This is a genomic window from Ramlibacter sp. MMS24-I3-19 (genome assembly GCF_050320135.1).
GTDB lineage: Bacteria > Pseudomonadota > Gammaproteobacteria > Burkholderiales > Burkholderiaceae_C > Ramlibacter.
The window spans coordinates 230,957-251,472 of record NZ_CP190017.1; the positions used below are offsets into that span (position 1 = coordinate 230,957).

20 protein-coding genes and 1 pseudogene are annotated in these 20,516 nt (G+C 68.1%); 16 read left to right on the forward strand and 5 right to left on the reverse strand.

The window, feature by feature from the left end; translation table 11 throughout:
* Positions 1–55 precede the first annotated feature (55 nt).
* The 4 genes from rfbC to rfbB are packed head-to-tail and all read right to left on the reverse strand — an operon-like array spanning position 56 to position 3,472.
* Positions 56–604, reverse strand: a complete 549-nt coding sequence (rfbC, locus tag ACPWT1_RS01180; RefSeq protein ID WP_427913615.1) for a dTDP-4-dehydrorhamnose 3,5-epimerase — start codon at positions 602–604, stop codon at positions 56–58.
* A complete protein-coding gene (rfbA, locus tag ACPWT1_RS01185) occupies positions 601–1,488 on the reverse strand; it encodes a glucose-1-phosphate thymidylyltransferase RfbA (RefSeq protein WP_427913616.1) in 888 nt (295 codons plus the stop codon). Before rfbA ends, rfbC begins: the two co-directional genes overlap by 4 nt.
* Positions 1,485–2,399, reverse strand: a complete 915-nt coding sequence (rfbD, locus tag ACPWT1_RS01190) for a dTDP-4-dehydrorhamnose reductase (RefSeq protein WP_427913617.1) — start codon at positions 2,397–2,399, stop codon at positions 1,485–1,487. Before rfbD ends, rfbA begins: the two co-directional genes overlap by 4 nt.
* Complete coding sequence (gene rfbB / locus ACPWT1_RS01195) at positions 2,396–3,472, reverse strand: dTDP-glucose 4,6-dehydratase (RefSeq protein ID WP_427913618.1); 1,077 nt, start codon at positions 3,470–3,472, stop codon at positions 2,396–2,398. Before rfbB ends, rfbD begins: the two co-directional genes overlap by 4 nt.
* Before the next feature lie 246 nt (positions 3,473–3,718).
* On the opposite strand from rfbB, the gene ACPWT1_RS01200 reads away from it, so the two are divergent.
* The 14 genes and pseudogenes from ACPWT1_RS01200 to ACPWT1_RS01265 all read left to right on the forward strand — a co-directional run bounded on the left by ACPWT1_RS01200 (position 3,719) and on the right by ACPWT1_RS01265 (position 17,115).
* Positions 3,719–4,492, forward strand: coding sequence for a hypothetical protein (locus ACPWT1_RS01200; protein ID WP_427913619.1), 774 nt, complete (start codon positions 3,719–3,721; stop codon positions 4,490–4,492).
* An 88-nt stretch (positions 4,493–4,580) separates the two neighbouring features.
* On the forward strand, positions 4,581–5,036 hold the full coding sequence (locus ACPWT1_RS01205) for a hemerythrin domain-containing protein (RefSeq protein WP_427913620.1): 456 nt from the start codon (positions 4,581–4,583) through the stop codon (positions 5,034–5,036).
* A 109-nt stretch (positions 5,037–5,145) separates the two neighbouring features.
* Positions 5,146–6,168, forward strand: a complete 1,023-nt coding sequence (locus ACPWT1_RS01210) for an NAD-dependent epimerase/dehydratase family protein (protein ID WP_427913621.1) — start codon at positions 5,146–5,148, stop codon at positions 6,166–6,168.
* A gap of 1 nt (position 6,169) precedes the next feature.
* The gene (locus ACPWT1_RS01215; protein ID WP_427913622.1) at positions 6,170–7,237 is read left to right on the forward strand and encodes a dihydrodipicolinate synthase family protein; all 1,068 of its coding nucleotides are present in this window, start codon (positions 6,170–6,172) and stop codon (positions 7,235–7,237) included.
* 92 nt (positions 7,238–7,329) lie between these two features.
* A complete protein-coding gene (locus ACPWT1_RS01220) occupies positions 7,330–8,337 on the forward strand; it encodes a tripartite tricarboxylate transporter substrate binding protein (RefSeq protein ID WP_427913623.1) in 1,008 nt (335 codons plus the stop codon).
* A 9-nt stretch (positions 8,338–8,346) separates the two neighbouring features.
* Positions 8,347–8,880, forward strand: a complete 534-nt coding sequence (locus ACPWT1_RS01225) for a tripartite tricarboxylate transporter TctB family protein (RefSeq protein ID WP_427913624.1) — start codon at positions 8,347–8,349, stop codon at positions 8,878–8,880.
* 24 nt (positions 8,881–8,904) lie between these two features.
* Positions 8,905–10,440: a tripartite tricarboxylate transporter permease gene (locus ACPWT1_RS01230; RefSeq protein ID WP_427913625.1), complete on the forward strand. Its 1,536-nt coding sequence runs from the start codon at positions 8,905–8,907 to the stop codon at positions 10,438–10,440.
* Between the two features lie 7 nt (positions 10,441–10,447).
* Complete coding sequence (locus ACPWT1_RS01235; protein WP_427913626.1) at positions 10,448–11,299, forward strand: sugar phosphate isomerase/epimerase family protein; 852 nt, start codon at positions 10,448–10,450, stop codon at positions 11,297–11,299.
* Positions 11,292–12,719: an enolase C-terminal domain-like protein gene (locus tag ACPWT1_RS01240; protein ID WP_427913627.1), complete on the forward strand. Its 1,428-nt coding sequence runs from the start codon at positions 11,292–11,294 to the stop codon at positions 12,717–12,719. Before ACPWT1_RS01235 ends, ACPWT1_RS01240 begins: the two co-directional genes overlap by 8 nt.
* Positions 12,716–13,401: pseudogene (locus ACPWT1_RS01245) on the forward strand (TetR family transcriptional regulator). Before ACPWT1_RS01240 ends, ACPWT1_RS01245 begins: the two are co-directional and overlap by 4 nt.
* Before the next feature lie 72 nt (positions 13,402–13,473).
* A complete protein-coding gene (locus tag ACPWT1_RS01250) occupies positions 13,474–14,637 on the forward strand; it encodes a Gfo/Idh/MocA family protein (protein ID WP_427913628.1) in 1,164 nt (387 codons plus the stop codon).
* A gap of 10 nt (positions 14,638–14,647) precedes the next feature.
* On the forward strand, positions 14,648–15,832 hold the full coding sequence (locus ACPWT1_RS01255; RefSeq protein ID WP_427913629.1) for a dihydrodipicolinate synthase family protein: 1,185 nt from the start codon (positions 14,648–14,650) through the stop codon (positions 15,830–15,832).
* Positions 15,833–15,940: 108 nt separating this feature from the next.
* Positions 15,941–16,819, forward strand: coding sequence for a sugar phosphate isomerase/epimerase family protein (locus ACPWT1_RS01260; RefSeq protein WP_427913630.1), 879 nt, complete (start codon positions 15,941–15,943; stop codon positions 16,817–16,819).
* A 44-nt stretch (positions 16,820–16,863) separates the two neighbouring features.
* Entirely contained in the window at positions 16,864–17,115 is a 252-nt protein-coding gene (locus ACPWT1_RS01265) for an acyl-CoA-binding protein (RefSeq protein WP_427913631.1), read from the forward strand.
* Between the two features lie 214 nt (positions 17,116–17,329).
* On the opposite strand, the gene ACPWT1_RS01270 is transcribed toward ACPWT1_RS01265, so the two are convergent.
* Positions 17,330–17,992 carry an ankyrin repeat domain-containing protein gene (locus ACPWT1_RS01270; protein ID WP_427913632.1) on the reverse strand — a complete coding sequence of 221 codons (663 nt, stop codon included), beginning with the start codon at positions 17,990–17,992 and terminating at the stop codon, positions 17,330–17,332.
* Between the two features lie 134 nt (positions 17,993–18,126).
* On the opposite strand from ACPWT1_RS01270, the gene ACPWT1_RS01275 reads away from it, so the two are divergent.
* The gene (locus ACPWT1_RS01275) at positions 18,127–19,854 is read left to right on the forward strand and encodes a pyrroloquinoline quinone-dependent dehydrogenase (protein ID WP_427913633.1); all 1,728 of its coding nucleotides are present in this window, start codon (positions 18,127–18,129) and stop codon (positions 19,852–19,854) included.
* A 65-nt stretch (positions 19,855–19,919) separates the two neighbouring features.
* Positions 19,920–20,510, forward strand: a complete 591-nt coding sequence (locus ACPWT1_RS01280) for a c-type cytochrome (protein WP_427913634.1) — start codon at positions 19,920–19,922, stop codon at positions 20,508–20,510.
* Positions 20,511–20,516: the final 6 nt, after the last annotated feature.

Genomic DNA, 20,516 nt, shown 5'->3' on the forward strand with positions numbered 1-20,516 from the left:
CGACCGTGTCCGGGTAGTAGCTCTTGTAGACGTGGAGAACGCGCATCCGGCCTGCTTAATCGAAGACCTCGGCGGCCGCGAAAGGAAGACCCTGCTGGTCCTTCGCGGACAGCTCGGGGAGATTGCCCGCAAGTGGCCAGTCGATCCCGATGTCCGGATCGTTCCAGGCGATGCAACGCTCGTCCTGGGGTGCGTAGTACCTCGTGGTCTTGTAGAGGAAGTCGGCCTCCGGTGTCAGCACCAGGAAGCCATGGCCAAACCCCGGCGGGACCCACAGCTGGTTCTGCGCCTGTTCGGACAGCTCGACGCCGACCCACTTGCCGAAGGTGGCAGACGATCGGCGAAGGTCCACCGCCACGTCGAACACCGCGCCACGCACGACGCGGACGAGTTTCCCTTGCGGTTCGCGCAACTGGTAGTGCAGGCCACGCAGCACGCCCTGGCGCGAGCGCGAATGGTTGTCCTGCACGAATTCCGTCGGGCGGCCCAGCGCGTCGTCGACGACGCGCTGGTTGAAGCTCTCGAGAAAGAACCCGCGGCTGTCGCCATGCACCTTGGGCTCGAGAACGATGACATCGGGAATTGCGGTGCGCGTGATCTTCATGCCAACCTGCCCTCGCGCAGCACCTGCAGCAGGTACCTGCCATACGCGTTCTTCGAGAGCGGACCCGCAAGGCGCTCGAGCTGCGCATCGTCGATGAACCCCGACCGCCACGCGATTTCCTCGGGGCAGGCGATCTTCAGGCCTTGCCGGTGCTCCAGCGTGGCGATGAACTGGCCCGCCTCGAGCATGCTCTCGTGCGTGCCGGTGTCCAGCCATGCGTAGCCGCGCTGCATGATCTCCACCGAGAGTGCGCCCTGGTCCAGGTAGGCCTGGTTCACCGAAGTGATTTCCAGCTCGCCACGGGCGCTGGGCCTGACCGATTTGGCGATCTCCACCACGTGCTCGTCGTAGAAGTACAGGCCGGTCACCGCGTAGGAGCTCTTGGGCTGCTTCGGCTTTTCCTCGATGCTCACCGCCTTGCCGCTCCTGTCGAAGGCCACCACGCCATAGCGCTCCGGATCGTTCACGTGGTAGGCGAACACGGTGGCGCCTTCGGCGCGCTGATCCGCCCGATTGAGCAGCACCGCCAGGTCGTGCCCGTAGAACAGGTTGTCTCCCAGCACCAGCGCACTGGGCGAGTTGCCCACGAACTTGTCGCCAATGATGAAGGCCTGCGCCAGGCCGTCCGGGCTGAGCTGCACGGCGTACTGGATGTTCATGCCCCACTGGCTACCGTCGCCGAGCAGCTGTTCGAACCGCGGCGTGTCCTGCGGCGTGCTGATCACCAGCACGTCGCGGATGCCCGCGAGCATCAGCGTGCTGAGCGGGTAATAGACCATGGGCTTGTCGTACACCGGCAGGAGCTGCTTGCTCATGGCCAGCGTGGCCGGGTGGAGGCGCGTGCCCGAACCGCCAGCCAGGATGATCCCCTTGCGTTGCTTCATGTTCTTGCGGGCTCCTCAGTGATGACCTCGGCCAGCATGCGTGCGACGCCGCTTTGCCAGGTCGGAAGCACCAGTCCTGTGGCCTGGCGCAGCTTGGTCGTGTCCAGGCGCGAATTCAGCGGACGACGCGCCGGGGTTGGATAGTTGCTTGTCGACACCGGGTCGACCGCATCGGGGCCGGCCTTCAGTGCCACGCCGGCAGCCTGCGCGCGCTGCAGGACGAACTTCGCGTAGTCCTGCCAGCTGACCTGGCCGGAAGCGGCCGCGTGGTAGGTGCCGCGCAGCGCGGCATTGCCCGATTCGGCGCGAACCAGGTGCGCGGTGAGATCCGCCAGCAGGTCCGCGCCGGTCGGTGCGCCGATCTGGTCCGCCACCACTGTGAGGCGTTCGCGCTGCTTGGCCAGCCGCATCATGGTCTTGGCGAAGTTGCCGCCGCGCGCTCCGTAGACCCAGCTGGTGCGAAGGATGATGTGCCGACCGGTGTTGCGCTGGATCTGCTGCTCGCCTTCGAGCTTGGTGGCCCCGTAGACGCTGAGTGGTCCAGTGGGATCGGTCTCGGTCCACGCCTTGCTGCCGCTGCCGTCGAACACGTAGTCGGTGGAGTAGTGGACCAGCAGCGCACCGCAGGCGGCGGCTTCTCGCGCGATCGCGCCGGGCGAGGCGGCATTCACGAGAAGGGCTGTGTCGCGATCGCCCTCGGCCTTGTCGACGGCCGTGTACGCAGCGGCGTTGACAATGACGTCCGGCCGCACGGTGCGCACGGTGGCGGCCACGGCCTCCGGCTGGCGGAAGTCGCCCGCCAGGCCCTCGGCGCCGGACGATCCCAGGGCCACCACGTCCCCCAGCAGCACCAGGCTGCGCTGGAGTTCCCAGCCCACCTGGCCGCCCATTCCGAACAGCAGGATCTTCATGCGACCTTGGCCTGGCCCTGCTGGTAATGGCGTTCGACCCACTCGCGGTAGGCGCCGCTCTGCACGCGCTGCACCCAGGCCGGGTTGTCCAGGTACCACTGAACCGTCTTGCGGATGCCCGTCTCGAAGGTCTCGGCCGGCTTCCAGCCAAGCTCACGTTCGAGCTTGCGGGCGTCGATGGCGTAGCGGCGGTCGTGGCCCGGGCGATCCGTCACGTACGTGATCTGCTGCGAATAGGACTTGCCGTCCGCGCGCGGCCGCAGCTGGTCGAGCAGGCTGCAGATCGTCTTGACGATCTCGATGTTCGGCTTCTCGTTCCAGCCGCCGACGTTGTAGGTCTCGCCCAGGCGCCCGGCCTCGAGCACCCGCCGGATCGCGCTGCAGTGGTCCTTGACGTACAGCCAGTCGCGGATCTGCATGCCGTCGCCATACACGGGCAGGCCCTTGCCGGCGAGCGCGTTGACGATCATCAGCGGGATCAGCTTCTCGGGGAAATGGAACGGCCCGTAGTTGTTCGAGCAGTTGGTGGTGAGCACCGGCAGCCCGTACGTGTGGTGCCACGCGCGCACCAGGTGGTCGCTGGCCGCCTTGCTGGCCGAATAGGGGCTGTTGGGTTCGTAGCGGTTGTTCTCGGAAAAGGCCGGATCCTGTTGCGCCAACGACCCGTACACCTCGTCGGTCGACACGTGCAGGAAGCGGAAAGCCTTTTTCGCGGAATCCGGCAGGCCGTCCCAGTAGCCGCGCACCGCCTCCAGCAGCCGGAACGTGCCGAGGACGTTGGTCTCGATGAATTCGGCAGGGCCATGGATCGAGCGGTCGACGTGCGATTCGGCAGCGAAGTTCACGACCGCCCGGGGCTGGTGCTCGCGCAGCAGCCGCTCGACGAGCGCGCTGTCGCCGATGTCGCCCTGCACGAAGATGTGGCGGGCATCGCCGTCCAGCGAGGACAGGCTCTCCCGGTTACCGGCGTACGTCAGCTTGTCCAGGTTGATGACGGACTCGCCGCCCTGGGCAAGCCAGTCGAGGACGAAATTGGCACCGATGAAACCGGCGCCGCCGGTGACGAGAATCATGGGAACTCAGGCAAGGTGGGCCCCGAAGGGAATCACGGGATTATTCCACCTCGACAGCTGGGTGCTGCAGTCCCACACCCTGGATCGGCAATGCTGCGCATCACCCGCGAAGTTCACCAACTCGCCTGCGATGGATGCCACACCGCACGTTCGTTCTGCTGGTACCCTCTCCCATCCAAGGCAGCGCGCGCATCCGCTCGGGCCCGCGCAGAGCTCACCGCAGTTGGGTGGGCAAGGAGACACGACGTGGGCAAGTGGGCGGCATTTCCACACCCCGGGGAGTTCGACCTCGACGAGGCGCAGGTTCGTCGTCTGTGGCCGCGACTGCATGCGAGCGATGCCGAGCCGTTGCCGCAGGACCCCGCCGCGCTGGCCGCCTGGCGCCACTTCCACCGCGGCGAGTACCAGCAGGCGGCCGAGGCAGGACTGAAGGGCGGCCCGACCGCCGTCGCCGCCGCGCTCAAGGCGATGTGCATCCAGGCCAGCTACCTCGAGAAGAAGGAAAAGCAGCGGCTCGACCTGTTCCTCGACGCCGCGCACCGCGCCCAGACGCTCGCCCTGCGCGAGCCGACCTACGCGTCGGCCTGGTACCTGCACGGCTACGCGCTCGGCCGCTACAGCCAGGGCATCAGCGTGGCCCGCGCGCTCGCGCAGGGCCTCGGCGGCACCGTGAAGGAATCGCTGGAGCGCGCGGTCAAGCTGCAGCCCCGCCATGCCGAAGCGCACATCGCGCTCGGGGCCTTCCACGCGGAGGTGATCGACAAGGTCGGCGCGCTGATCGGCGGCATGACCTACGGGGCCAAGCGCGAGACCGGCCTGAAGCTGTTCCAGGAAGGCATGCGGCTGGCGCCCAACTCCATCATCGCGGTGATCGAATACGCCAACGGCCTCGTGATGCTCGAGGGCGATTCAAGGCTGGCCGAGGCCACGGCGCTCTACGAGCGGGCAGCGGCGATGGCGCCCGCCGACGCCACCGAACGGCTGAACGTGGCGCTCGCGCAGGCCGAGTTGCAGGACTGAAGGCGCCCGAAACGCGGCGCTGCTGGGGCAAGCCCGCGCGGCTCCGGCCTACATGGGCCGCCCAGCCGCGCGCGCAGACTGCCCGCCCATGGACATCTTCGAAGCCCTCCTCCAGAGCCACCAGCGCCAGCGCGCCATCTGCCAGCGCCTCCTCGACGGCATCGGCGACCACGACGAGCGCCGCAAGGCCTTCGACGACCTCAAGACCGAGATGGCCGCGCACGAGACTGCCGAAGAGCGCGCCTTCTACGTGCCGCTGATCGAGCACGACGAGACCGTCGACCCGGCGCGCCATGGCATCTCCGAGCACCACGAGATGGACGAGATGGTCGAGGACGTCGAGAAGTGCGAGGCCGGCTCGGCCGAATGGCTGGAGGGCATGGGCAAGCTCGTGCACAAGGTGCACCACCATCTCGACGAGGAGGAGCAGAAGTTCTTCCCCCAGGCGAAGAAGGTGCTGCCGAAGGAGCAGCAGCAGGAACTGGGCGCGCTGTACCAGAGCGAGCACGACCGGCTGTTCGAGAAGGAAGAGCAGGCGCACTGACGCTGCCCCCGCGCCCGTCCCGGGCGCGACGTTTGGTTTTACGGAGTTCCCACACTGGCGCAATTCACCAATTGGTGAATGATGGCGGCTTCCCTGGAGAGCCGCCACGATGAGCCTTCCCGAACGATTTCGCGACGTCGCCGAGCTGGAGGACGCGCTGTCGCAGCCATCCGCCGCGCTGGTGGACACCCTGCGCCGCGCACCCGGCGACCTGATGGTGCTGGGCGTCGGCGGCAAGATGGGGCCGACGCTGGCGCGCATGGCCAGGCGGGCCGACCCGTCACGGCGCGTGATCGGCGTCGCGCGCTTTTCCGAACCCGGCCTGCGCGACAAGCTGCAGGCGCAAGGCATCGAGTGCATCGAGGCCGACCTGCTCTCGCGCGAGGCGCTGGCCAGATTGCCCGAGGCGCCGAACATCGTCTTCATGGCCGGCCGCAAGTTCGGCTCCACGGGCAGCGAGTGGCTGACGTGGGCGATGAACGCGCACGTGCCGGCGCTGGTCGCCGAGCGCTTCCCGCGCTCGCGCATCGTCGCCTTCTCCACCGCGTGCGTGTACCCGTTCGTCGATGTGCGCGGCGAAGGCGCGCCCGAGTCGGTGCCTCCCACCGCGCCTTCGGGCGAGTACGCCAATTCGTGCGTCGCGCGCGAGCGCCTGTTCGAGCACTTCTCGCACCAGTACCAGACGCCTGGGCGCCTGATCCGCCTCTCGTACGCCATCGACATGCGCTACGGCGTGCTGCACGACGTCGCCCAGAAGGTGCTGCACCGGGAACCGATCGACCTGGCGATGGGATATGCCAACGTGATCTGGCAGGGCGACGCCAACGACTGGACGCTGCGCTCGCTGGCGCATTGCGACACGCCCACTTCGCCGCTGAACCTGAGCGGCCCGAAGATCTCCATCCGCTCGGTGGCACAGGGCCTGGGCCGGCGGCTCGGCGTCGAGCCCGTGCTGCAGGGACAGGAAGCGCCCACCGCGTGGCTGATCGACTCCAGCGAGGCGGTGCGCCTGTTCGGGCCGCCGTCGGTCGGCCTCGAGACCATGCTCGACTGGACTGCCGACTGGGTCTCGCGCGGCGGCTCGAGCCTGGGCAAGCCGACGCACTACGAGGCGCGCGACGGGAAGTACTGACATGCGAATCACCGACATCCCCCAGGACTCCCTGCAGGTCCTGCGCCGCGGCGCCTGCATCCCCGCGCACCTGCTCGCTCTCGACGCCGACCGCAAGCTCGATGAGCGCCGACAGCGCGCGATGACGCGCTACTACCTCGATGCCGGCGCAGGCGGGGTCGCCGTCGGCGTGCACTCCACCCAGTTCGCGATCCGCGACGTGGGGCTGTACGAGCCCGTGCTGCAGCTCGCGATGCGCACCGCGCTCGACTGGGTGCCGCTGGGTGGCCGCCGCCCGCTGTTCATGGTCGCGGGCCTCGCCGGCAAGACGCAGCAGGCGGCGCGCGAAGCCGGCATCGCACGCGGCCTGGGCTACCACGCAGGCCTGCTCAGCCTGGGCGCGATGAAGGGCGCCAGCGAAGACGAACTCGTGGCCCACTGCGCGGCCATCGCCGACGTGATGCCGCTGGTGGGGTTCTACCTGCAGCCGGCGGTGGGCGGCATCCACCTGCCATCCAGCTTCTGGCGCAAGTTCGCGGCGATCGACAACGTGGTCGCGATCAAGATGGCGCCGTTCCACCGCTACCGCACGCTCGATGTGATCCGCGGCGTGATCGAGGCCCGCGCCGAGGAACGCGTGACGCTGTACACCGGCAACGACGACCACATCGTGCTGGACCTGTTGGCGCCCTTCACGCTGGTGCGCGACGGCCAGCCCGTCACCGTGCGCATCCGCGGCGGCCTTCTCGGCCACTGGAGCGTGTGGACCGCGCGCGCCGTCGAGCTGCTGCAGAAGATCCACGTGGCCGTCGACAGCGGTTCGGTGCCGATGGACCTGTTGGCGCTGGACGCGCAGGTCACCGACTGCAATGCCGCGCTCTTCGATGTCGCCCACGACTTCCACGGCTGCATCGCGGGCTGCCACGAGATCCTGCGCCGGCAAGGACTGCTGCAGGGCACGTGGTGCCTGGACGCGGCCGAGGGCCTGAGCCCCGGCCAGGCCGAGCAGCTCAGCCGGGTGCAGCGCGACTACCCGCACCTGACCGACGATGTCTTCGTGGCGCGGCACCGCGACCGCTGGCTGGCCTGAGCCCTGCGGGCAACCCGCGTTGACAGGCCGGGGCACGGGCCCTTAGAGTTGCTCAATTCACCAACGAGTGAATTAAATCCACAGGAGACTCCATGCACAAGCGCTTGTTCCTCCAGGCGGCCGCCGCGGCCGCGGCCCTCGCCCTCGCCGGCCCCGTCGCGGCGCAGAACTGGAAGCCGACCCGCCCCATCAACCTGATCGTGCCGTGGGCCGCCGGCGGCTCCACCGACCAGGTGACGCGCGTGACGGCAGCCGAACTGGAGAAGGCGCTCGGGCAGACCATCGTGATCGTCAACCAGCCGGGCGCCTCGGGCGCCATCGGCACCAAGAGCGCGCTCGACGCGCCCAAGGACGGCTACACATGGACCGCCGGCGCCGCGCAGGACCTGGGCGCCTACCAGTCGCTGGGCTCGGTGAACACCAACATCAAGGACTGGCACCTGTTCCTCACGGTGGCCAACATCCAGGTGATCGGCGTCAACCCGCAGCGCCCGTGGAAGAACGCCAAGGAGCTGCTCGACGACATGAAGAAGCGCCCGGGCCAGATCAGCGTGGCCACCGCCGGCGTCACCTCGGCCGCGCACAATGCGATGGACCAGATCGTCAAGGCCACCGGGGTCAAGTACAAGGAAGTCTCCTATGACGGCGGCAACCCTGCGGTCGTGGCCACCGTCGCCGGCGAGGCCGACCTCACCACGCAGCTGGCCGTGGAACAGGCCGACATGATCCGCGGCAAGCGCCTGCGTCCGCTGGCAGCCGTGAGCGACAAGGCCCTGGAGCTGGAAGGCTTCGGCACCATCCCGCCGCTGTCGCAGACCGTGCCGGGCTTCACCGCGCCGGCCAACTACTTCGGCATCTTCCTGCCCAAGGGCGTGCCGGACGAAGTGGTCAAGACGCTGGAGAAGATCTGGGCCGAGAAGATGCCGCAGGACGAGGCGTTGAAGAAGTACGCCACCACGCGCGGCGCGCTGTATTCCCCGGTTGCCGGCGATGCGGCGCAGAAGGCCGTGTGGCCGGCCGTGCAGACCAACGCCTGGAACCTGCACAACAGCGGCAAGACCAAGGTGTCGCCCGACACCGTGGGCATTCCCAAGCCGTAAGGAACCCCGATGTCCGGCTCATCGTCTTCCGCGGAGCATCGGCCCGCGCGCGCCGACCTCCACGACGCGCTGGGCTGGATCGCCCTGGGCGTGGCCGTCCTGGTGGGCTCGCTCACCATGGACCGCCTCGAGAACCAGAACATCAACCCGTACACGGTGCCCGGCCTGCTGCCCGGCCTGCTGGGCATCGCGATGGTCATCCTCGGCAGCCTGCTGGCCCTGCGCAGCTGGCGCCGCGGTGCGTTCACCGAGCCGCGGCCGGTGGCCACGCCGGAGCAGCGCGCGCAGCGCGTGCGCATCGCGGTGGTGCTGGCACTGTGCATCGGCTATGGCGTGGGCCTGGTGGGCCACGGCATCCCGTACTGGATCGCATCGGCCATCTTCGTCGCGACCACCATCCTCGTGCTGCAACGCATGAGCGCGGATGAAGTCCGGCGCCAGCTCACGCCGGCCAGCTGGGCCAAAGCCATCGCGATCGGCGTGTGCGCCGCGCTGGTCATCCAAGGGGTGTTCCAGGAACTGTTCCTGGTCCGCCTGCCCTGAACCTCTCGCCTCCTTCCTCGCACCATGCTCCAGGGACTCTCGGACCTCGGCCAGGCCTACCTGAGCTTCATGAACCCGCTGACGCTGGCCTACGGCCTCGGCGGCGCGTTCGTGGGCATCACCATGGGCATGCTGCCCGGCCTGTCGGCCACGCTGGCGATCGCGCTGCTGACCACGCTCACCATCAAGCTGCAGACCAACGACGCCATCCTGGTGCTGATCTGCTCCTATGTCGGCGCGCTGTACGGCGGTTCGCGCACGGCGATCCTGCTGAACATTCCCGGCACTGCGGCCAACGCGGCGTCGTGCGCCGACGGCTATGCGCTGGCCGAGCGCGGTGAAGCCGGGCGCGCGATCGGCATCGCCACATCGGGCGCGTTCGTCAGCACGCTCATCGGCGTGATGTGCCTGGCCGCCTTCACGCCGCTGCTGGCCGAAGTCGCGCTGCAGTTCGGCGCCTTCGAGTTCTTCTGGCTGGCCCTCTTCGGCGTCACCATGTCCGGCAGCATCGTCGGCCACGACCCGCTGAAGGGCTGGCTGATGGGGCTGCTGGGCCTCTTCATCGCGCAGATCGGCCAGGAAGGCCTGTACGCGTTCGACCGTTTCACCTTCGGCTGGGACCAGCTGTCCGGCGGCATCGCGCTGATCCCGGCGCTGGTCGGCGCGTTCGGCATGGCCGAGGTGCTCACCACGCTCGCGCAACCGGTCGAGCGCGAGATGGTGGAACTGAAGGACTCGGTGCTGCCTCGCTGGCGCGAGGTGGTGCAGTACAAGTGGACCGTGCTGCGGTCCGGCATCATCGGCGTGATGACCGGGCTGCTGCCCGGCGTCGGCGAGGACTCCGGCGCGTGGATGTCCTATGCGGCCGCCAAGGCGGTGAGCAAGGAGCGCGACAAGTTCGGCAAGGGGTCCATCGACGGCCTGATGGCCGCCGAGACCGGCGACATGTCGTCCATCCCCGGCCACATCATTCCATCGCTCGCCCTCGGCATCCCCGGCTCGGCGCCGTCGGCGGTGCTGATGGCGGCCATGATCATCCACGGCATCCAGCCCGGACCGATGCTGATGATCGAGCACCCGCAGTTCGTCTACCACGTGGTCGCCATGACCACGCTGGCCTCGATCGCAATCCTGCTGTTCGGACTGTTCGGCGTGCGTCCGCTGCTGAAGATCCTGCGCGTGCGGCGCGCGATCCTGATGCCGATCGTCTTCCTCCTGTGCACGGTGGGCGCCTACGCCACCGCGTCGCGCCTGTTCGACATCTACACCATGCTGGCCATCGGCGTGGGCGCGTTCTTCCTGCGCCGTCGTGGCTACGAGATGGCGCCGCTGGTGCTGGGCCTGGTGCTCGGCCCGCTGCTGGACAAGAGCCTGCGCCGCGGCCTGGTGCTGTCCGACGGCAGCCTCGCGCCCTTCTTCACCCGCCCGATTTCGATGGCCTTCGCGGCCGTGACGATCTTCACCATCCTGCTGTACGTGCCGATCTTCAAGTCGGCGGTGAACCGCGTGAGGGACGCCATCGGCGACACCGTGCGCGGAATGTTCGGCCGTCGCGCCTGAGCCTCGCATGAAGATCGCCCTCTGCAACGAGGTGCTGCAGCCGCTCACGTTCGAGCAGCAGTGCGCGCTGGCGGCCGACCTGGGCTACGACGGGCTCGAGGTCGCGCCGTTCACGCTGGCCGACGATCCGCTGCGCATCACCGACGCACAAGCCGCCACGCATGCGCGCATTGCCCGTGACCAGGGTCTCGCCATCACCGGCCTGCATTGGCTGCTGGTGGCGCCGGCGGGCCTGTCCATCGTCAGCGAGGATGTGACGCTGCGCCACCGCACCACGGCCGTGATGGAGCGGCTGGTTGAACTGTGCGCCGCGATGGGCGGCACCTACCTCGTGCACGGCTCGCCCAAGCAGCGCTCGGTGCCGCCCGGCAGCAGCGCTGTACAGGCCTGGGAGCGTGCACGCGAGTGCCTGGCACGTGCGGCGACGCGCGCGCAGGCCTGCGGCGTCACGTACTGCATCGAACCGCTCGCGCGGCGCGAGACCGACCTGCTCAACACCGTCGAGGACGGCGTGCGCATGGTGCAGGAGATCGGCTCGCCCGCCTTCAAGACCATGATCGACTGCAGCGCGGCGGGCCAGACCGAGCATGAGTCCGTGCCCGCGCTCATGGAACGCTGGCTGCCCACCGGCCACATCGGCCACTTGCAGGTGAACGACCCGAACCGCCGTGGTCCCGGCCAGGGCGAGATGCAGTTCGCGCCCATCCTGCAATCGCTGCTGGCGATGCAGCGGCAGGGCCACTACGGCGAGGTCATCGCCGTCGAGCCCTTCGATTACCTGCCCGATGGTCCTGGTTGCGCGGCTCGCGCAATCGGCTACCTGCGAGGCGTGCTGGAAGGCGTGCAGGCCCATGGTTGACACGCCCCACGTCCGCATCCGCGCGATCGAGATGTTCGAGCGGCCGGTGCACCTGCGACTGCCGTTCCGCTTCGGCGTGGTCACGCTGCGCGAGGCGCCGCAAGCGTTCGTGCGCGCGCACGTCGAGACGGCCGACGGGCACAGTGCCTGGGGAGCGGCCGCCGAACTGATGGCGCCCAAGTGGTTCGACAAGAACCTGCAGCTGACCAACGAGGACAATTTCGACCAGCTGCGCACCGTGCTGCGCATCGCGCGGGATGCCTACCTGGGCGATCCCACGCCCGCCACCGCGTTCGGCCACTTCGCGCGCCACCACGACGCGCACCAGGCCGTCTGCGCCACGCACGGCTTCAATCCGCTGCTGGCCAGCTACGGCCCGGCGCTGGTCGACCGCGCGGTGCTCGACGCGCTGTGCCGCCTGTACCGCATCCCGTTCGCTGCCGCGATGCAGGCCAACCTGCCCGGCGTCGACCGCAGCCATCCGCAGTTCGACGGCCTGGACATCGCCGGCCTGCTGGCGTCGTTGCGTCCCGCACCGACGATCGAGGCCCGCCACACGGTCGGAATGCTCGATGCGATCACGGCGGCCGACCTGCACGAGCGCGTGAACGACGGCCTGCCCGAGACGCTGGAGGAAGTGATCGCCGCCTATGGCCATCGCTGGTTCAAGCTCAAGGTCGGCGGCCAGGTGCAGGCCGACCTCGCGCGGCTGCACGCGATCGCGGCGGTGCTGGATCGCAGCACGCACCCGTACTTCGTCTCGCTGGACGGCAACGAGCAGTACGAGTCCGCAGCCGGCGTCGCCGAACTGGTCGCGGCGATTCGCGCCACGCCCGGCCTGGCGCGCCTGTGGTCGTCGACAGCCTTCATCGAGCAGCCGATCGCGCGCAAGCTGGCCCTCGATGCCGACCTGCGTGGCGCCGACCTGGGCAAGCTGGTGATCATCGACGAGTCCGACGGCGAGCTCGATGCGTTCGTGCGCGCCCGCGCCCGTGGCTATGCGGGTGTCTCGTCCAAGACCTGCAAGGGCGTGTACCGCTCCATCCTCAATGCCGCGCGCTGTGCCGCCTGGAATCGCGAGGAAGGCGACAGCCGCTACTTCCTCTCGGCCGAGGACCTCACCACGCAGGCGGGCCTGGCCGTGCAGCAGGACCTGGCGCTCGTGAACCTGCTCGGCATCGGGCACGTCGAGCGCAATGGCCACCACTACGTCAACGGCATGGCGGCTTTGCCGGCCGCGGAGCAGCAAGCGTTCCTGCAGGCGCACGCGGACCTGTACGAGCGCAGCCATGGCGCCGTGCGCCTGGCGATCCGCGATGGCCGCATCGCGCTCGGCTCGCTGCAGGCGACGCCGGGCTACGCCGGCGGTGCGATGCCGGACTTCGCCGCGATGCAGCCGCTGGGAGGTGCCGCAGCATGAGCGGAGCCGCCGTACGTCCCACGCGCGCGCCGCGCCGTGAGCCCGTTCCCGCGGCGGGCGACGAGCGCCTGCGCGATGCCGAACGCTCGCAGGCCGCCATCCTTGCTGCCGCCCGCGACGAGTTCGCGGAGTTCGGTCTGGGCGGCGCCCGCGTCGATCGCATCGCCGAACGCGCGGGCCTGAACAAACGCCTCATCTACTACTACTTCGCCGACAAGGAGACGCTGTTCCAGGCCGTGCTGGAACAGTCGTACCGCGACATCCGCGCGGCGGAGCAGCAGCTGAACCTGCTGGAAGTGGAACCCGTGGACGCCGTGCGCCGCCTGGTGCGCTTCACCTGGGACTACTACCTCGCGCACCCCGAGTTCCTCACGCTGCTGAACAGCGCCAACCTGCACAAGGCGCGACACCTGGTCGAATCGAAGCGGACCGCGAACTCAACTCGCCCCTGATCGAGACGCTGGCGGCGGTGCTGGAACGCGGCCGCCGCGACGGCAGCTTCCGCGGTGGCGTCGACCCGGTGCAGCTATACGTGTCGATCGCCGGCATGGCGTACTTCTACCTGTCCAACAGCTACACGCTGTCGGCCATCTTCGGCCGCGACCTGCTCTCCCCCAAGGCCCGCAGCGAACGCCTGTCGCACATGACGGACGTGATCCTGGGCTACCTGCTGCACGACTGAGACCTGCAAGGCCGAGCTTGCGAGCAGCACCTCCTTTTCTATAATTCACCAACCAGTTAATTAAGGATCCACATGGCTACCCAGCGCCTCGGAATCATCATGCACGGCGTCACCGGACGCATGGGCATGAACCAGCACCTGATCCGGTCCATCGTGGCCATCCGCAACCAGGGTGGCGTCACGCTCTCCAACGGCGACAAGGTGATGCCCGACCCGATCCTGATCGGCCGCAACGCCGAGAAGATCGAGGCGCTGGCCCGCTCGCAGAAGATCGAGCGCTGGGGCACCGACCTGGACAAGGCGCTGGCGAACAAGGACGACACCGTCTTCTTCGATGCCGGCACCACGCAGATGCGCCCCACCCTGCTGGCCAAGGCACTGCGCGCCGGCAAGCACGTGTACTGCGAGAAGCCGATCGCCACCACGCTGGCCGAAGCGATGCAGATCGCCGAGACGGCGAAGAAGTCCGGCCTGAAGCACGGCGCGGTGCAGGACAAGCTGTTCCTGCCGGGCCTGCGCAAGCTGGACATGCTGCGCCGCGCCGGTTTTTTCGGCCGCATGCTGTCGCTGCGCCTGGAGTTCGGCTACTGGGTGTTCGAGGGCGACCTGCAGCCGATCCAGCGTCCGAGCTGGAACTACCGCGCCGAGGACGGCGGCGGGATGATCCTGGACATGATGTGCCACTGGCGCTACGTGCTGGACAACCTGTTCGGCGAGGTGAAGTCCATCTCCTGCCTGGGCGCCACGCACATCCCGCAGCGCTGGGACGAGGACGGCAAGCCGTACAAGGCCACTGCCGACGACGCCGCGTATGCGATCGCCGAACTGGTGGGCCACAACGGCGAGCCGGTGATCGCGCAACTGAACATGTCCTGGGCCACGCGCGTGCGTCGCGACGACCTGGTGACCTTCCATGTCGATGGCACGCACGGCTCGGCGGTGGCCGGCCTGCAGGAATGCCGCGCGCAGAGCCGCGTGACCACCCCGCGCCCCGTCTGGAACCCGGACGTCAAGCAGACCATGAACTTCTACGAGCAGTGGCAGGAAGTGCCGGATTCGCAGGTCTACGACAACGGCTTCAAGATCCAGTGGGAGCACTTCATCCGCCACGTCGTCGAGGACGCGCCGTACAAGTGGACGCTGCCCGAAGGCGCGAAGGGCGTGCAGCTGGTCGAGGCCGCGCTGCAGTCGTGGAAGGAGCGCCGCTTCGTCGACGTTCCGCCGCTGAACGTCTGAGGCCCGACCCATGGCACTGACGATCACCCTGCCCCGCGCCGACGGCCAACTCGCGCCGTACACGCTCACCGGCCAGACGCCGGTGCAGCCGAAGAAGGGCGTGACGTTCAACCGCATCGCCTACTCGGCGGCGCACGTCGTGGCCAATCCGCGCGCGGCGATCAATCCCTGGCTCGAGGCTTCGCTCGACTGGGACGCCACCATCGCCTACCGCCAGCGCCTGTGGTCCCTGGGCCTCGGCGTCGCGGAAGCGATGGACACCGCACAGCGCGGCATGGGCCTGGACTGGCCGACCTCGCTCGACCTCATTCGCCGCTCGCTCGACGCGGCCCGTGATGTTCCCGGTGCGCTGGTCGCCTCGGGCTGCGGCACCGACCACCTCGCCATCGACGACGTGAAGTCGGTCGACGACGTGATCCGCGGCTACGAGGAGCAGATGGCCGCCATCGAGAAGCTCGGCGGCAAGCTGATCGTCATGGCCAGCCGCGCGCTGGCCCGCGTCGCGAAGTCGCCCGCCGACTACGAGCGCGTGTACGGCCGCATCCTGTCGCAGGCGAAGCAGCCGGTGATCCTGCACTGGCTGGGCGAGATGTTCGATCCCGCCCTCGCCGGCTACTGGGGCAGCGCCAGCGTCGATGCCGCGATGGACACCGCGCTGGGCGTGATCGCCGCGCATCCGTCGAAGGTCGACGGCATCAAGATCTCGCTGCTGGACAAGGACAAGGAAATCGCGATGCGCCGGCGCCTGCCCGCGGGCGTGCGCATGTACACCGGCGACGACTTCAACTACGCCGAGCTGATCGCGGGCGACGGCTTCGGCCAGGAGCCCACGCACGGCAGGAGCGATGCGCTGCTGGGCATCTTCGACGCCATCGCCCCGGCCGCGAGCGCCGCGCTGGGTGAACTGGCGCAGGGCAACCTGGAACGCTTCCACGCGATCCTCGGTCCGACCGTGCCGCTGTCGCGCCACATCTTCCAGGCGCCCACCCGCTTCTACAAGACCGGCGTCGTGTTCATGGCCTGGCTCAATGGCCACCAGACGCACTTCACGATGGTGGGCGGCCAGCAGAGCACGCGCAGCCTGGTGCACCTGGCCGAGCTGTTCCGCCTGGCGGATGCGGCGCATCTGCTGGAGCAGCCGGAGCTTGCCGTGAAGCGGATGAAGGCGCTGCTGGCACTGCACGGAGTCGAGTGATTCAAACCTGTCATCCCGGGCTTGACCCGGGATCCAGCGACGGCGGCCGATCGGACGCGGTCCTGGATTGCGGGTCAAGCCCGCAATGACACCCTTCCGGACGGACACATGCGCGATTTTTCGCAAGACCATCGCTGGCTCTCCATCAACACGGCCACACTTCGCAAGAGCCGCGGCGCCGACGTGCCGCTGCCGCAGATCCTCGATCTGTGCGCGGCGCGCGGCGTGCGCGCCATCTCGCCCTGGCGCGACCAGGTGCAGGCCGCCGGCCTGTCCACCGTGTCGAAGCTGGTGAGGTCGCATGGCCTCGAACTCTCGGGCTACTGCCGCGGCGGCATGTTCCCGGCCGCCGATGCCGCCGGCCTGAAAGCTGCGCACGACGACAACCGCCGCGCGGTCGACGAGGCGCGCGAGCTGGATGCGGCGTGCCTGGTGCTGGTGGTCGGTGGCCTGCCCGGCGCGCTGGCCGGCAAGGCGGCGCACAAGGACATCGCCCTCGCACGCTCGCAGGTGCAAGACGGAATCGCGCGCCTGCTGGACTACGCGCGCACCGTGAAGATGCCGCTGGCCATCGAGCCGCTGCATCCGATGTATGCCGCCGACCGCGCGTGCGTCAACACCATGGAGCAGGCGCTCGACCTCTGTGACGCCCTCGACCCGCAGCGCACCGGCGCGCTCGGTGTCGCGGTCGACATCTACCACGTGTGGTGGGACCCGAAGCTGCAGCAGCAGATCGCGCGCGCCGGCAGGGACCGCCTGCTGGCCTTCCATGTCTGCGACTGGCTCACGCCCACGCGCGACCTGCTCAACGACCGCGGGATGATGGGCGACGGCGTGATCGACATCCCGCGCATCCGCGGCTGGGTGGAAGCGCAGGGCTTCGCCGGGTACAGCGAGGTGGAGATCTTCTCCACCCAGGACTGGTGGCAGCGCGAGGCGACCGAGACGCTGGACACCTGCATCCAGCGGCACAAGACCGTGGTGTGACGGCGCGGGGCCTTAAGATCCGCCGAACTTTTCTCGAGGATCCCATGGCCCTGCAAGACGACTTCGACGCCGCCGTCGCCAACTCCAAGAAGCTCAGCGAGCGCCCGGACAACCAGACGCTGCTGAAGATCTACGGCCTGTACAAGCAGGCCACGACGGGCGACGTCACCGAGAAGAAGCCCGGCTTCGGCGACATGGTGGGCCGCGCCAAGTGGGACGCATGGAACGCGCTCAAGGGCACGTCGCAGGACGACGCGAAGCAGCAGTACGTCGACCTGATCCAGTCGCTGAGCTGAGGTCGGCGGCGGTTGAAGCGCCGCTGAATGCGGACATCCGGAGGCAGAGGACGCAGAAGTTCCGCAGAAGACGCAAAAGAAAACATTGAAAGGTGAATGCAGGAGCGAAAACCACGCTCACCTGCAAACCTTCGCTTCATTGTCTTCCTGACTTGTTTGCGTCTTCTGCGAGACCTTCGCGTCCTCTGCGTCCGGATGTTGGGTTTTGCGCAGCCTACCGCCGCAGCGCCTGTGCCACCGCCGTGTGTCCGTTCTCGCGCGCGATGTCCTCGGCCGTCTTGCCGCGCGCGTCGCGCAGCGCCGGATCGACGCCGTGCTGCAGCAGGTAGCGCACCGTCTCATCGCGGCCATAGCCGGCCGCCCACATCAGCAGCGTGAGCCCGCCGTCCAGCCGCACGTCCAGTGGCGCGCCGGCGCGTGACAGCGCCTCCAGGCACTGCGTGCATCCCTGCGCCGCCGCATAGGTGGCGGCCGTCTTCTTCACGCGATCCTGCGGCTCGGTGCGTGCGCCGGCCGCCAGCAGCGCCTGCACGATGTCCGGCTTGCCGGCGAACGACGCGGCCATCAGCGGCGTGACACCCGAGAGGTTCGGCAGGTTCACGTCCGGGCCGGCCTGCAGCAACAGCATCGCGAGTTCGGTGTTGCCCTTGGCCGCCGCCATGTTCAGCGGCGTGTCGCCGTTGCGGTCGCGCGAGTTCACGGCCGCGCCCTCTTTCAGCAACGTGGCCACGCGACCGGTATTGCCGAACTTCGCCGCGAGCACCAGTTGCCCATTGACGTTGATCTGGTCCGCCCCCTTCTGCGCCGCCGCACTGAGGGCGAAGGTGCACAGGACCATGAGGATGAGCCAGCGTGCGGAAGAGGTGCGTGTGGTCATTTTTGAGAATCTCTGCGGAGCCCCCGGGTTTTCACTGAGGAGGCGATCCGGTGGCGGGACTTGAATGTTTTTCTAGCACAGCCAAGGCAGTTGCGGCTAGCAGAAGAAGTACCCAGCCACCAAAGGAGACCACCATGCGTTCATTCGAGGTTCCCGGCCGCGTCGCGGCCATCGCGGCCCTCTGTGCCGCCTGCAGCCTGGCTTTCGGCGCGGACGACGAGATCCAGAAGAACAAGGCCGGCGCCGCCGCGGACGTCGGCAAGTCGATCAACGTCACGCAGGGCGCGCTCAGCGCGGCGGACACGCAGTCAAAGGATTGGCTGCACACCAACGGCGGCTATGCCCAGATGCGCTTCTACCCGGGCAAGCAGATCAACGCCGGCAACGTGAAGAACCTGCGAACCGCGTTCATGTTCCAGACCGAGGTGCGCGAGTCGATGGAGACAGCCCCCATCGTCGTGGATGGCGTGATGTACATGACCACCGCCTTCAACCATGTCTACGCACTCGACGCGACGACGGGCAAGGAGTTCTGGCACTACAAGCACAAGATGGGGCCGATCACCACCTTCTGCTGCGGCCCGAACAACAAGGGCGTGGCCATCGAGGGCGGCCGCGTGTTCATGGGCACGCTCGACGCGAAGCTGGTTTCGCTGGACGCGAAGACGGGCAAGGTGCTGTGGGAGACCGAGATCGCCGATCCCGAGAAGGGCTACAGCGAGACGATGGCGCCCACGGTGGTCGACGGCAAGGTGCTGATCGGCACCAACGGCGGCGAGTACGGCATCCGCGGTTTCGTGAAGGCGTTCGACTCCAGCACGGGCAAGCTGCTGTGGACCTTCTACACCATCCCCGAGAAGGGCCATGAGGGCGTGTGGGCGGTGAACGATGCAACGGGCCGCGACATGCACCGCGACATCGCGGCCGAGAAGGCGGCGCTGGCGCGCGACAGCTCGTTCTACCAGACGCTCGGCGGCGGCGTGTGGATGAACCCCGCGGTGGACCTGAAGACGCGCACCATCTACTTCATGGTCGGCAACCCCTCGCCCGACCTGTACGGCGCGGTGCGGCCCGGCGACAACCTCTACACCGATTCATTGGTCGCGGTGAACCTGGACACCGGCGCGTACAAGTGGCACACGCAGTACATCGCGCACGACGTGTGGGACCTCGACGCGGTCAGCCCGCCGATCCTGGTCGACGTGAAGGACGCCTCCGGCCGCACGGTCCCCGGCATCATCCACGGCGGCAAGACCGGCCACGTCTACGTGCACAACCGCGAGGACGGCAAGCTCATTCGCTTCAGCGAAGCCATGATCCCGCAGGAGAACATGTGGGTGCTGCCCACGCCCACCGGCGCACGCATGCTGCCCGGCGCCAACGGCGGCGTCGAGTGGTCGCCGATGGCGTTCAATCCGCAGTACCGGCTCGCCTATGCGATGAACCTGCACCAGCCGATGACGTACCAGGTCGAGACCTCGCCGTATCCCGGCGGCAAGCTGTGGCTGGGCGGCGCCTTCAAGAGCATCGAGGGCGAGAAGCAGTGGGACCGGCTGGCCGCGGTCGACATCGACAGCGGCAAGGTCGCCTGGAAGTTCGACACCGCCGAGCCCCTGATCGGCGGCGTGCTGGCCACCGCGGGCGATCTCGTCTTCTATGGCGAGGGCAACGGCTTCATCCGCGCACTGCATGCCAAGACCGGCGAGAAGCTCTGGGAGTTCAACTGCGGCGCGGGTGCCAACGCGATGCCGGTGTCCTATGAAGTGAATGGCAAGCAGTACGTGGCGATGGGCTGCGGCGGCAACACGCAGATCGACTTCAAGCGCGGCAACACCATGGTGGTGTTCGCGCTGCCCAGCTGAGCGGGCATCGCACCAGTCCGGCGGGCGCTTCGGCGCCCGTCTCGTTTCCAGGAGTTCCGTTCACCATGTCGCTTCCCTTCCGCACATCGCACCTACTGGCTGCGGCCATCGCCTGCGTGACCCTGTCGCCGGTCCACGCCCAGGATCTCGCCGCAGGCGAGCAGGTCGCCAAGACCTGCGCCGCCTGCCATGGCGCCGACGGCAATCCGCCGTCGGGCCAGTTCCCGGCACTGGCGGGGCAGACCTGGCGCTACCTCTACGTCCAGCTGAAGGACTTCAAGGAGGGGCGGCGCAGCAATCCGCAGATGACGCCGATGGCGGCCAACCTGTCGCGCGACGACATGATCAACGTCGCGAACTACTTCGCCTCGAAGCCCCTGAAGCCGTCCGACTACAAGGTGGACGAGACCAAGGCGCGCGCCGGCAAGGCCAAGGCCGACGAGACGCTGTGCACCATGTGCCACCTGGGCGGCTTCATGGGCCAAAACGAGATCCCGCGCGTGGCCGGGCAGAAGTACGAGTACATCGTGCAGCAGCTGAAGGACTTCAGGGACCACAAGCGCACCAACGACGCCGGCAACATGACCAGCGTCGCGAAGAATCTCACCGACGCGGACATCGACAACCTCGCGAACTACCTCACGGGCCTGCGCTAGGCCGTC